The sequence below is a fragment of the Sphingomonas sp. DC5200-1 genome (assembly GCF_049897245.1).
In the GTDB taxonomy this organism is placed as follows: domain Bacteria; phylum Pseudomonadota; class Alphaproteobacteria; order Sphingomonadales; family Sphingomonadaceae; genus Sphingomonas; species Sphingomonas aquatilis.
On record NZ_JAFCVW010000022.1, the window covers coordinates 1 to 12197 of the forward strand.

16 protein-coding genes are annotated in these 12197 nt (G+C 63.0%); 9 read left to right on the plus strand and 7 right to left on the minus strand.

Annotation, left to right across the window (positions count from 1 at the left end; genetic code table 11):
• On the plus strand, window positions 1-627 hold a 627-nt coding region (locus ACP7A3_RS20445; RefSeq protein ID WP_426257002.1), incomplete at its 5' end, for a hypothetical protein.
• Here ACP7A3_RS20445 and ACP7A3_RS20450 read toward each other — a convergent pair.
• Entirely contained in the window at window positions 624-842 is a 219-nt protein-coding gene (locus ACP7A3_RS20450; protein ID WP_426257003.1) for a hypothetical protein, read from the minus strand. The two genes, ACP7A3_RS20445 and ACP7A3_RS20450, sit on opposite strands and share 4 nt — an antisense overlap.
• 25 nt (window positions 843-867) lie before the next feature.
• Window positions 868-1119: a hypothetical protein gene (locus tag ACP7A3_RS20455; protein ID WP_426257004.1), complete on the minus strand. Its 252-nt coding sequence runs from the start codon at window positions 1117-1119 to the stop codon at window positions 868-870.
• 67 nt (window positions 1120-1186) lie between these two features.
• On the opposite strand from ACP7A3_RS20455, the gene ACP7A3_RS20460 reads away from it, so the two are divergent.
• Window positions 1187-1492, plus strand: a complete 306-nt coding sequence (locus tag ACP7A3_RS20460; RefSeq protein ID WP_426257172.1) for a hypothetical protein — start codon at window positions 1187-1189, stop codon at window positions 1490-1492.
• Window positions 1493-1687: 195 nt separating this feature from the next.
• On the opposite strand, the gene ACP7A3_RS20465 is transcribed toward ACP7A3_RS20460, so the two are convergent.
• Together ACP7A3_RS20465 and ACP7A3_RS20470 are read right to left on the minus strand one after the other, a co-directional pair.
• Window positions 1688-3001 (minus strand): M28 family metallopeptidase, encoded by a 1314-nt coding sequence (locus tag ACP7A3_RS20465; RefSeq protein WP_426257173.1) that lies wholly within the window; start codon window positions 2999-3001, stop codon window positions 1688-1690.
• 91 nt (window positions 3002-3092) lie between these two features.
• Entirely contained in the window at window positions 3093-3527 is a 435-nt protein-coding gene (locus ACP7A3_RS20470; protein ID WP_426257007.1) for an HIRAN domain-containing protein, read from the minus strand.
• A gap of 124 nt (window positions 3528-3651) precedes the next feature.
• Here ACP7A3_RS20470 and ACP7A3_RS20475 point away from each other — a divergent pair, with 124 nt between their 5' ends.
• Entirely contained in the window at window positions 3652-5442 is a 1791-nt protein-coding gene (locus ACP7A3_RS20475) for an autotransporter domain-containing protein (RefSeq protein WP_426257008.1), read from the plus strand.
• 50 nt (window positions 5443-5492) lie between these two features.
• Here ACP7A3_RS20475 and ACP7A3_RS20480 read toward each other — a convergent pair whose 3' ends face one another.
• The gene (locus tag ACP7A3_RS20480) at window positions 5493-5687 is read right to left on the minus strand and encodes a hypothetical protein (protein WP_426257009.1); all 195 of its coding nucleotides are present in this window, start codon (window positions 5685-5687) and stop codon (window positions 5493-5495) included.
• Window positions 5688-5775: 88 nt separating this feature from the next.
• Window positions 5776-6015, minus strand: a complete 240-nt coding sequence (locus ACP7A3_RS20485; protein ID WP_426257174.1) for a hypothetical protein — start codon at window positions 6013-6015, stop codon at window positions 5776-5778.
• Between the two features lie 434 nt (window positions 6016-6449).
• Between ACP7A3_RS20485 and ACP7A3_RS20490 the strand changes: the two genes are divergently transcribed.
• The 4 genes from ACP7A3_RS20490 to ACP7A3_RS20505 all read left to right on the plus strand — a co-directional run bounded on the left by ACP7A3_RS20490 (window position 6450) and on the right by ACP7A3_RS20505 (window position 9943).
• Entirely contained in the window at window positions 6450-7163 is a 714-nt protein-coding gene (locus ACP7A3_RS20490) for a bacteriorhodopsin (protein ID WP_426257011.1), read from the plus strand.
• A 71-nt stretch (window positions 7164-7234) separates the two neighbouring features.
• Window positions 7235-8014 carry a beta-carotene 15,15'-dioxygenase, Brp/Blh family gene (locus tag ACP7A3_RS20495; protein ID WP_426257012.1) on the plus strand — a complete coding sequence of 260 codons (780 nt, stop codon included), beginning with the start codon at window positions 7235-7237 and terminating at the stop codon, window positions 8012-8014.
• A 235-nt stretch (window positions 8015-8249) separates the two neighbouring features.
• On the plus strand, window positions 8250-8678 hold the full coding sequence (locus ACP7A3_RS20500; RefSeq protein ID WP_426257013.1) for a LexA family protein: 429 nt from the start codon (window positions 8250-8252) through the stop codon (window positions 8676-8678).
• On the plus strand, window positions 8675-9943 hold the full coding sequence (locus ACP7A3_RS20505) for a Y-family DNA polymerase (protein WP_426257014.1): 1269 nt from the start codon (window positions 8675-8677) through the stop codon (window positions 9941-9943). Before ACP7A3_RS20500 ends, ACP7A3_RS20505 begins: the two co-directional genes overlap by 4 nt.
• A gap of 42 nt (window positions 9944-9985) precedes the next feature.
• Here the strand turns inward: ACP7A3_RS20505 and ACP7A3_RS20510 are convergent, their stop codons facing one another.
• Window positions 9986-10933: an endonuclease/exonuclease/phosphatase family protein gene (locus tag ACP7A3_RS20510; protein WP_426257175.1), complete on the minus strand. Its 948-nt coding sequence runs from the start codon at window positions 10931-10933 to the stop codon at window positions 9986-9988.
• A 54-nt stretch (window positions 10934-10987) separates the two neighbouring features.
• Between ACP7A3_RS20510 and ACP7A3_RS20515 the strand changes: the two genes are divergently transcribed.
• Complete coding sequence (locus ACP7A3_RS20515) at window positions 10988-11173, plus strand: DUF6961 family protein (RefSeq protein ID WP_426257176.1); 186 nt, start codon at window positions 10988-10990, stop codon at window positions 11171-11173.
• 91 nt (window positions 11174-11264) lie between these two features.
• On the plus strand, window positions 11265-11894 hold the full coding sequence (locus ACP7A3_RS20520) for an SOS response-associated peptidase family protein (RefSeq protein ID WP_426257017.1): 630 nt from the start codon (window positions 11265-11267) through the stop codon (window positions 11892-11894).
• Window positions 11895-12197: the final 303 nt, after the last annotated feature.

Here is a 12197-nt window from a genome sequence, read left to right on the forward strand (position 1 = left end):
TTCATCGTCATCCCCGCAAAGGGGGCGACATCATCTCGGAATCAGGGGGCGAGTAATTCTCGGAACAGGGGGGCGGCATCATTTCGGAATGAGGGGGCGGCTTCCCTCGGAATCAGCACGCTGGGCTCGCCGCTCGCCCGTCAGCGGCTCGAAACCATGTATCCGGAGAGCCCGGGCGTCGCGAACATGCTCCGTCAGCGCGAACTGGAAGCCCAGCTTGCGCAGACCACCAACGGCATCCTGGGCAACTCCAAGACGGCGCAGCGGGGGATCGCCGACCAAGCGTTCGCCGCCACGAACCCGCTGATTGAAGGCGGCCTTCATGCCGGCGCGGCGCTGGCAACGGGTGGGGCGTCGATCCCCGGCACGGCGGCACGTGTCGCTGGAGCCGGTCTGAAGAACTGGATGGCGCGCGGCCAGAATCGCATGTCGGAAGCTCGAGCTGAGGCACTGGCCCCGGTGCTGCTCAACACTAACCCGGCGGCGGCGCTGGATCAGGTGCTGCAGTATCTCGCGCAACAGCGGCAATGGCAGGCGCTGGTAGAAGCGACGACGCCGCGGCGGTCGTTGGGCATGTTCGGGCGCGGCGTCGGCAGTCAGGCGGCGGTGATGCCGCTCAATCGCTAGCGCGCCATCGGATGAGCGGCGAAGTCATCGTCGCTGGCCTGAAAGTGCTCTTTCGCGAACGCCCGCGCTTCTTGCTCCGTGTCGAACGGATCAAGCCAACGGTTCACGTCGAAAGCATGGGTGTGCTTGTTTGGAGCGCGATCCTTGTGAAGGTAGTATTGGCCGTCGGCAGCATGCTCGACGGCGAACGGGTGAACGCCATGCTTGTCAGTCATGTCGTCCCAAGCGATACTGCCTGCGTCAGGTTCCCGGCACCATAACCGTCCAGCCGATTGCCAGGCCCAACAACACGATTCCGAGATAGCCGAGCCAGAAGATGCGCTCGCCCCGCTTCACGTTCAGGTCGGGAACATAAACGCCGCGCCAGTTCCGACGCGCGACCTGAACTCGCGTCCCGTTGCGCCATCTGAAGTAACGATCGAGCATAGGCGATACGATACCGCGGTACAATGCGATGCCGACCGACGCGGCAAGGATGGGCTTCAGATCCACTGATCTGCTAGGTAGCAGATCTATGAAGCTCGGGAAACTGCCACCACATAGATTACGAGACGGTCGCGTGAAGGGTGGACGTGGCGTGAAGGTTGGCACTGAAGCATCCGCTTTTGGTTCTGTGCTCACTGACCTTTGCATGAAAGGAAACGCCAATGCGTTTCGTACAGATCGAGTCCTACCTGAAGGCAAGGCCCTGGTGGACATCGACAAGCTGACCCACGCGGTGCCTGAGGGGGAGGGGAGCCGCCTGTTCCTCGGGGCGCAGCACATCGACGTGCCGCACACGCTGGATCAGCTGGAGAACGTGCTGGCTGGTCGCGACCGCTTCGACGACGGCGAGAACAGCAGGGCAGGATTCGGTATACGGTAAGCCCCTTATCTAAACTCAGCCAGATCGAGCCGTTTACAGCCGATGAAGACTTGCCTGGTATCCTATGCGGTATGGCAAGACGCCCACACGACCGTCGGCAACGTCCTCCGCCGCCAATTCGATACCCGCGCGAGACGCTATGGGCGCGTCTGCGGCGCTGGTGGCGGATCGTCAGGATCGGGTTCTAGCGCAGCGTCATTCTTTTGGCTGGCCGTCCTTATTCCAGCGTGGCGTGAAGCGGCTGTCTGCGAGCCAGCGGATTGGCTTCAGCAGCGACTCGATCGCGCGAACCATATACGGCGCATCGATCCGATCAGGTGTGTCTTGCGGTGTGTGATAGGTCGCAACTTCGCCGTAGCCCGACACTGTGTGAGCGACGACACCGCGTAGCGCGAGAGCGTAATTGTCGGATCGCTGGAAATAGTGCTGCTCGGGGTAGGGATCGGCGTCGATCAGCGCACCATGAGCGCGAAGTTCCGGTCCTAAGTCGGATCGCTCGTATCCAGTCATCATCAGCCGGTCGGCCGCGAGCTTCGGGACGCTGGCGCCGATCATTTCAAACTCGATATTCGCAGCGATGTCCTTCAGCGGCACGGGCGGATGATCGCCGAACCAGCGCGCCCCAAAGCCGCCCCGCTCCTCCGAGCCGTAGGCCACGAACAGGATGCCGCGGCGGGGGCGCTTGCCCATCGCCATGGATCGAGCGATCTCCATCAACGCGACCGTGCCCGACGCATCGTCGTTGGCACCCGGCCAGATCGTACCGTCAGCACCGATGCCAAGGTGATCAAGATGCGCTGTCAGCAACAGGACGCCGGCTGTCGGATCGCTGCCAGGGAGATAGGCGACAGCGTTTGTCGTGCTGTCGTGAGCGAGCGTGAAAGGGACGGACAGCGTGACGGTCGGGGCGCCAACTACCAATCGGCGCATGGTGTCTGGGCCGACCGCTACCGTCGAGGTGCGTCCCGCAGGTGTTTCATTCGGAAAATACCGCGGCAAGGCCGGTCGCCCGCCGCTAGCCTCGGTGGCCCGTACGGTATCTTTGTCTGCGACAACGATCGTCACTGCCGCGCCGACTTGAGTACGCGCCTTTGCGATGTCCGCGTTCTTGGCTCCGACATCAGGCACAACGAGCACGGCGGCCTTCGTGTCGGGGGCAATGCCACCAAGGATCGCAACCTTGCCACCCCATACTCCACCCACGACCCGCAATGGTGTGGCGTCAGGCGCAGGAACGCCATCAATCAGCAGTTCCACGGGACCGGCTTGCGCCTGACGTAAAACCGGGATGCGTTGCAGGTAGCCGGTCATCCCTGGTGCGGTCTTCAGGCCATAGCCTTGTAACTGCGACGCTACATAGGCGGCGGCAACAGCCTCGTCAGGCGTTGCGCTGCCACGGCCATGCAGATCCGGTCCTGCGAGGAAGTCGAGTTGCGCGCGTACCCTTACCGGGTCAACTTCGCTGCGCGCCTGCGCCACCGTCGTGGTCGATGCCAAGGCAAGCGCCAAGATACTCGCTCGAAACATCATAATCCCCCAAAAACTTTTGCGCGGTATGGGGCGGATCGGAGGCCCTGTCATCATTGGCTAAGAGCGCCTTCTACGCGCCCCATTCAGGCCCCTCCTCGTCAGGATAGAACGCGTGCGGATCGTACGGCTCAGATCGCCGCGACGTTCGTGGCGGCGGGGGTGCCGAGGCGGGACTTCGTGGAGGTGGCGGCAACGTCGGCGCGCCGCCGCCAAATCGCACGCGGATAAATGCTGATCCCCCGTCCATTCCCTGGAAGATCGCCTCTGCATCCTCGCCGCGCGACATCCTGCTGCCGATGTACGGCGCCCGCTCCGCGTTGACATAGCCCAGCTGAATGCCGCGGGGGCTGATCACGGCGATGGCATTGCTGTCGTGCTTGTTTTTCGGCTCCGGGACCAGTTCGACGGATTCGCCGGGCAGGGTCATCATCGCCTCGGATCGACGATTGCTGCCGTCCGTGTTGGGAAAGTCGATGCCGACGACGGCTAGGGTCAGTTCCTGCATATCGTCCGTTTAACATGCTCTGCGGCATCGGGGCCAAGCGTCAGCGCTTGACGCCGCGCTTGCGGGCGAAGACAGCTTTTATCGAGCAGCCGGCAAAGATCTGCTGCCGTACAGGAGAGGATTGATGAAAGCGCAGTACCTAGCCCCGATGTTGGCGGGGGCATTCGCTGCAATGGCGACGCCCGCCTATGCCCAATCGACGACGAGCACGAAGCAAAATTCGTCATACGACCGGATGATCGTCTTCGGTGATAGCCTTGCAGATGGCGGCTACTATCTGACGCTGGACCCGCGTCTGCCGCGCGAGGCGGGAAGCTTCACTACTAATCCCGATCCGGTATCACCCGAGGTGCTGGCAGCTCGACTGGGTTTGCCCTTGGCACCTTTCTACGGGCAGGGTGGTACCAATTACGCGGTCGGTGGGGCACGAGTCAGCGCTGCGAATGCGTTGTCGATCCCCATTACCACGCAGATCAGCAATTATCTCGCCGCGGGCGGCACCTTCGGTCCGCGCGACCTCGTCTACATTCAGGGCGGCGGCAACGACTATTTCGCGTTTCAGGCGGCGGGGAGCAGCAACAATGCGATCCTTACCACCGCCGCGACCCAGCTGGCCGATCAGGTCCGACGCGTTCAAGCGGCGGGCGCGACGAGGATTGTTACCCTCTCCGTGCAGACGGGCGGGGCCGCGGGCCTCCAACTTTTCAACCGGACCTTTGCCAGTGCGCTCGCTGCTGCGAACGTCAACGCGCTGTACTTTGACACGGATCGCCTCTTCAACGAGCTGGTCATGAGTCCCTCGACCTACGGCTACACCAACATCACGGGTGTCGCCTGTACGGTGCCGTCGTCGCTGGCCTGCACGCGCAATACGCTGGTGACGCCGAACGCCAATGAAACCTATATCCTTGCCGATAGCGTCCACCCGGCGGGCATCACTCAGCGCATCCAAGGTCAGGCGATCGCCAGCCTGGTACAGGCGCCCGAACAGATCGCCGGGCTCGGCTATGCCGCGCAGGCGATGTTCCGAGCGCAGCGCGACCTGATCGAAGGGCCGGAGCGGGGCGGGTCGCAGCGGGCCGGCCGCGGCCTCTCGGTGTTCGGCAGCGCGGCCTACCATTACTACAATACTGGCACGTCGGCGCAGCACGTCGGAATCACCGAACGCGGGTTCACCGGTGCGGCGGGCGCGGATCTTGCGATAGGCGAGGCGTCGGGTGTCGGGATCGTCGGGGGATATTCCAGTGGCACGGGTGACTTTGCGGCGGGTTCAGGCAGCTACAAGCCCCGTGCGTGGTCTGTCAGCGGCTATGCCCGGGGTGAGGTGGGGCCCGTCCGCCTGCTTGCGGACGGCACCTATGGCGAGATCGACTATCGTCAGATCCGGCGCTCGGTTCAGCTTGGGCCGGCGCTGCGCAACCACGACGGCAAGACGGATGGCGATTACGTCGCCGGGCGGCTGACGGCCGCGGTCGACCTGGTCTCCCGCGGTGGTATCGCCCTGGGGCCGGACGTCGCCGTGCAATATGATCGGGTCCGCATTGCCGGCTATGCGGAAAGCGGCGGGCTGTCGACAGCGGCGACCTTCGGCAACCAGCGGATCCAGAGCCTAACCGGTCGCTTTGGCGCGGTGGTGCGCTCGCTGCCCGGTCAACCGGTTCGAATGTTCGCGCGGGCGGGATATGAACGCGAGTTCGACGACGATCCTCGGGCGTTCACGATCACGCCGACCGGTGCCCCAATCAGCTTCACCAGCGACGTGACCCGTGCCGACCGCAGCTACATGAGCTATGCCTTCGGTGTCGACGGGCGGATCGCTGGCGCGCTGTCAGTCCGCGGCGGCGTGTCTGGTTACGCCCTCCGCGACAACCGAGATAGCGTCACTGCGTTTGCGGGGCTGTCGGCAGCCTTCTAACCACGGTTGTCTCGGGGGCTGGGGCGGCGGTCTAACCGCCGCCCTTCGCATTAGATTGCTTTGGCGCCGGGGGTGCCGCACTTCGCGAACTTGCCCTTCGCGTCCTTGCAGCGGACAGCCTTAGCTGCAGCCTTCGGCGGGCACTTGATGAACTTCCCGGTCTTCGCGTCTTTGCAAGGCGCGGCGAATGCCGGGGCGCCTGCCAACAGGCTCAGCGTGGCGGCGGCGACGAACAGCTTGCGCATCTGACATTCTCCCGCCCGATCATCGGGCCGCGCGATGCTGCGACGCTTGCGGCTCATCGTCAACGACGCGAGCGTCCGGTTCCCGTCGCTACAGTCCGCCCTCGAACTTGAAGGCGAAGTGAGATGGGGTGGAGCGCGCCGACTCGCCTTTCTTACGGGCGGGTGTGACCGAGACGAGCGTCAGCTTCCCGTCGGCGACGTCGGCCGGCACGCCGAGAATAAGGTCCATTGGCTTCGACCAGGAGCCGCCGCTGACGGTCGCCCGCAGAACGACCCGGCCCGCCCATACGCATGTGACGCCGACCGGGCAGCGGCTGTCCTCGATCACTTGATCGGGTCGTACGTGCGGACCACCAACCACCGCCGTCTGGCCGATGCCGACTGGCCCATCGATCGCGGGTGCGGCTGTGCATGCGGACGTCAGCGATGCCAGAGCGACTAAAATAGCGTGGCTACGGGCGGTCATTTGTAGCGTGTATCGCATGTGGCAAGGAGGCGCATCCAGATGGGCTTCAGCTGACACCCGGCGGCATGTCGGTGCCGATGAGGCAGTGTCGTGCGACCTGCCCCGCCGTGGTGACGCTGCCCGAGATATTTGTTCGCGCAGCGGGATCTGCTTCGATACATCCCTAAACCACGCACAAGCCCCGCCGACGGCGGCCGATCATGAATTAAGCGTCATGTCCGGACACAAAAAGATACAATCGGTGTTGAGGCGGTCGGGTCGGCATGGGGTCGCCCCTTCACATGGGGAACTCCCACATGGATCAGACCGCCTTCCTGGCTGGCTTCACAATCATGTCGCTCGGCTCATTGGCTATCTATGCGACCGGCAAGAAGACCCATCCGTCAGGCCATCACACGTTGCTGCACGCCAGTGTGCCGTTCATCGCAGCGACGGCGTACCTCGCGATGGCGTTCGGTATCGGTACTCTCATCAAGCCAGACGGATCCGCGATATACCTCGCGCGCTACGTCGATTGGTCGATCACGACTCCGATTTTGCTGGCCAGTGTCGTGCTGGCCGCTTTCCATGAACGCGGACGCACTGGTGAAGTCGGAGGGTATCTCACATCGATCATCGTGCTCGACGTGCTGATGATCGTGACCGGGCTTATCTCGTCGCTCGCAGGCGCTCCGGTAGTAAAGTGGGTGTGGTTCGGCTGGTCCTGTGTCGCCTTCGTGGGTGTACTGTATCTGCTATGGGGGCCGCTCAAAGCGCTCGCGACGAGCCGTGGAAAAGCATTGGGTGACGCCTACACAAAGAACGTGTCGTTCCTGACGGTCGTCTGGTTCCTGTACCCGGTCGTGTTCGCGGTGGGGCCTGAAGGGCTGAAGATCATCACGGACAACGCCTCGGTCTGGGCGATCCTCATCATGGATGTCGTCGCGAAGGTCGTCTACGCCTTCTACGCCGCGTCGAACCTCGACAAGGCCCTTACCCAACACGACGAATCACGCGATTCGTTCCAGTGACCCAGGCTTCGGGCGCCGGTTGGGTTGCTCTGGCGGGGGCGGCAACAGCCGCCTCCTTCGGATCGCTTGCCGTGCAGCTCGGCTTCGCGATTCTTGCCGTTGGTGTGATTGGGATGGCTCACGGCGCCAGCGACCTCGCGATGGTACCTCGACCAAGGCGTCCGTTGTTCTTGACGCTCTATCTAACGGCAGGCGCCGCATGCCTTGCATGGTGGGTTGCGGATCCCGCCATCGCTCTTCCGCTATTTCTGATCGTATCAGCTGTTCACTTCGGACTAGAAGACGCTCCGCATGGCAGCGTTCTTGAGCGTGTCGCAAGAGGGGTGAGCCTGATCGCAACGCCGGCAACGCTACACGTGGCATCGCTGTCGAACATTCTTCTCGCTGCCGGTGCTCCGGAGGGTGTCTCGTCCATTATGGCCGGCTCCTTGGCCATCATTGGCGCAACTGCTGGTGTTGCGCTAGTGATCCTCGGCTTTCAGCGAAGCGACACGCGCTTGTTGTTTGGAACGGCGGCGCTTTTGCTCCTCCCGCCGCTCGTCGGCTTCTCGGTCGGCTTTCTTGTCCTTCATGCTCTACCGCAGACGATCGAGCGCAAAGTGCAGCTCGGCTGTTCCTCCATTGCTTCGTACTTGCGGGCGGTTAGCCCCGTCTTGGGTGCCGCTGTGCTTCTGGTCGTACTGATCGGCATCTCAATGCTGAGCTGGGATCCTACCGGGGTTAGGCCGCTGTTCGCGGCCATCGCCGCGTTGGCCATTCCCCACCTGCTGATCACGCCTTGGTTTGCGGCGCACGTGCATACGTCACCAGTCTCATCATCGACCCCGGCGAGACTACCAAAGACAGCATAACTCCCCTTAATGCTGCCACCCAGAATTATGGCGTGGCCCGGGAAAGTGCTGCTGGCCGCCGCGAGATGGGGATACGGCACCGCAGCGCCCTGATGTCGCCACCACCGTATTTCGCTTCTCGTCGTCGATCACCAGCATTCGCGCCTGTCATGCGACCATGCGACAGGCCGTTACGATTCAATGTTCCGTTTTCGTTCTTGCGGGCGTTACAATACGGGCGACCGAGGGAATCGAGATGAACACGTTGCGCCTGCACGAAATTCCGTACGAACTGGTGCCGCGCGAGACGCCTTTACTCCTGTTGCGCACACCGGCCGGTTTCCCGTCGCCAGCGCAGGACGACATGGAAGAACCCATCGATCTGGGTGCTTGGCTCGTCGAGCATCCTGCCGCGAGCTACACCATGCGGGTGGACGGACATTCGATGTCGGGGATCGGCATCAACGACGGCGATCTGATAGTGGTCAATCGCGCGAAGACCGCTCGGGCTGGCTCGATCGTCGTCGCGCTGGTGCATGGCGAGCGGACGTTGAAGCGCTTGCGATTCAAGGACGGGCGGCACTGGCTCGTGCCCGAGGCGGAAGGCTATCCGCATATCCTCGTCGACGAGTTCGTCGAGATCTGGGGCGTCGTCGTAGCCGTCGCCCGGCGCGTAGCGGCATGACTTCGCCCATCGCGCTGATTGACTGCAACAATTACTACGTCAGCTGCGAACGCGCTTTCGACGCCAGTTTGGTGGGCGTGCCCGTCATCGTCCTGTCCAACAACGACGGCTGCGCCATCGCGAGATCGGCCGAGGCGAAGGCGTTGGGCATCAAGATGGGTGATCCCATCCATCACCTGCGCGATCTGGTCCGCAGGCACCGCATCCGCGTCCTGTCGTCGAACTACACCCTGTACGGCGATATGCAGCGCCGCGTGATCGCGGCATGCGAGGCGTTCGCCCGCGATTTTGAGATTTATTCGATCGACGAGACATTCCTCGACCTCGCCGGCTTCGAAGACCGTGACCTGGTCGCCCACGCTCATCAGATGCGGGACCAGGTGCGGCAGTGGACGACGATCCCGACGTGCGTGGGCATTGCCGAGACGAAGACGCTCGCGAAGCTGGCGAACGCCGCCGCCAAGAAGAACGCCGAATTCAACGGCGTGGCCGACCTTCGCGATGATGGGCTGCGCCACGACGTGATGCAGGCATTTCCGGTTGGGGATGTCTGGGGCGTTGGCGGCGCCACGGCCCGCAAGCTGAATGACCTTGGCATAACGACCGCCGGCATGCTGCGCGACATGCCGATGAAGCAGGCGCGGGCGGTCGGCACTGTCGTACTAGAGCGCTTGGTTGCCGAGCTGCGTGGCGTGCCGTCCGCAGCGGTCGAGATGGTCGAGCCGCAACGCAAGGGCATGGCGGTGACGCGCTCGTTCGGCACGCCGGTGAGGACGTTCGATTCGATGATGGGCGCGTTGAGCCAATATGCCATGCGCGCTGGTGAGAAGCTGCGCCAGCATGGCCTCGTGGCCGCCCGACTGACTGTCTTCTTCCACACGAACCGTCACAGGCCCGACCGGCCCCAATATGCCGGATCTCGCACGGTGACGCTGCACCCAATGACGAACGACAGCCTCGAATTGATCGCCGCCGCCCGGCGTGGTGCCGAAAGGGCTTGGCGGGACGGTTATGCGTTCACGAAGGCCGGCATAATGCTGGATGACCTCATTGCTGCCGATATGCGGCCTAGGACGCTATTCGAGGGCGACACAACGAAGCGCGATCGGCTGATGACCGCTCTCGACGACATCAACGGCAAGTTCGGTCGGTGGACTGCAGTCACGGCATCGCAGGGGTTTCGCCGCGAATGGAAACTGCGGTCAGAAATGCGTTCCCCCGCATGGACGACGAGGCTGGCGGAGGTGCCGACGGTTAAGGCGTAGATCGAATTTCGGCTCAGATGAAACGCGCGGATCCGAATGGGGTCAGTTGGCTATGAGCGCGCTGACCGGGCAATGGTCCGACAGGTGTTTTTGGCCGGTGCCATATGCAGTCTCCGCGAACCCACTGGCCTGCGCGGCGGCGCGTCGATCCAGAACAATGTGATCGATGAAGGCGCGATACCGAGGATCGCAACGAGGCGTCACACCCTCGTCGGCGAGGCTTAGATCAGCGTTGGCGGGGCTGCCATCATCTAGCTCCGCCCAGACCGCATCTCCGCTTTCGGCGAGCCGGCGGTTCCAATCACCCAGCACTGCAAAGCGGTCGGGACCGTCGGCGGCGGCATCGATCCATTTTTCCAGCACCGGCACCTGTTGCAGGAGGGTGCCACACGCCTGCACCCGATCGCCTTGGAAGCAGCCTGACTTCAGGTGGACGGCCAGCAGGCGGATCGGTTGATGTCCCGGAGCGAGGACACGAATGTCCACGCCCGACCGAAGTTGCGGATTGCCGAGCTGGAGCGCCGTCACATCGGGATTCCGATCAACTGTGATGCCCTTCCTGATCGCGAAGCCCACAGCCTGCCTGATGAACGTCTGTTCGGGATGCCGGCCGCCACAGCTGCCCGAGGCGGCCCCAGGTCGCTGTTCCATGACGATGGTATACCGCGCCGGGTTGAACACCCGGGCTGCGGCTGCCTCGTTCTCCGCCTCTTGAAAGGCGATCACGTCGGCATCCATGCCGTCCACTATGCGCCGCATGGCCATATAATCGGCATCGCTACGCGGCTCGCATCCGACGCCATCTTTTTCCGCGAGAAACTCCAGATTCCATGACGCGATCTTGAGCGGACGGTTCGTCTCGGGGGCGGTCGCCGACTGCGCGGCAGGGGTTTGAGGCGAAACGCAGGACGCCAAGGTAGCGAGGAGCGACGCGGCGAGCAGGGGGCGCATGAACATCGAGGCACAGTGCCAATCGTCGAGCGGCGGCACAATCCTCAGCTGGCAATGGTTGACGGAAGCACCGCCAGGAAGGACGTTGCCGATATGACGCCGGAACGAGAGCGATGGGCCGAAGCACTTGCGGTGGACCGGCAATATGGGGAGCAGGCGCCGACCCATGTCGCCGAGCGGATCGCGGCCCTGGCCTTGGAAAACGACGAGGGTGGCGTGAAGCGGTGGATGCAGATCGCCGCGCGCCTCGACCAACTAAAGGGCACAAGCCTGCAATGACCCGCGAAGATAAGTGGATCTATGCGCAGGCATGGGGCTTGGGTATTGCAATGCTCGCCTCGGTCGCCGTCGTCATCGCTGGGTGGTTCTGATGTGCAACCGAGCGCGCCTTTCGAGCGAACCTGAGACGCTTTTCGAACGCTTCGGCGCGACGTGGGCGGAACACGTCGTTCGGCCGAATAAGGATCCGCAGGAGCTATTCCCCAAGTCGAAGGCTTTCGTCGTCCGCCAAGAGCGCGGTCGCCGTGCCGTAGATGTCATGTTGTGGGACGTGCTGGGCGGCGGCGCGAAGTGGCCGATGACGAACGTCCGAAACCTCGGCCTGCCGCAGTGGCGGAAGTTAGCGGCCGAGCCGGAAAACCGTTGCCTAATCCCCCTTACCGAGTTCTGCGAATGGACGCCTGACCTACATCAGGTCGGCGAGGGCAAGCCGATCAAAGGAGAGATGTGGTTTAGCGTCGTCGACCAGCCTGTCTTCGCGGTCGCCGGCTTCTGGCAGCACACGGCGAAGGGTGCCGGCTTCTCGATGGTGACGTGCGACCCCAACGAGCTTGTGAAGCCGATCCACCCCAAGGCGATGATCACCATCCTTCATGAGGCCGACTGGGATCGCTGGTTGCAAGGCAGCTATGATGACGTTGTCGCGCTCCAGCAGCCGTATCCGGCGGACGAGATGACGGTTCACGGCCCTTTTTTTCCGACGCGACAGCCGCATAGCTAAGCCTTCTCCCCACACTGGTGAAATTGGCATCGAATCTACACTGCGACGAAACAACCAAAATGGAGGTTTCGCCGCATGGACGTCCGTCTTCTCGATTCGCTGACGCCCACTGAACGACGTGTCCTGCGTCTGGTACATCATAGCCGCAAAACAGATGCGATTGCTCCGCTTGTCGGGTTGAGCCTGTGGATCGGCGTGGAAAAGGGACCCCGGTAGCGGGGTGATCGGCGTCGAAAAAGGACCCCTCATCCCGGTGGTCTAGGGTGCTCGCTTGGCGGTGTGTCAGGCGGCGAGATCGGGATG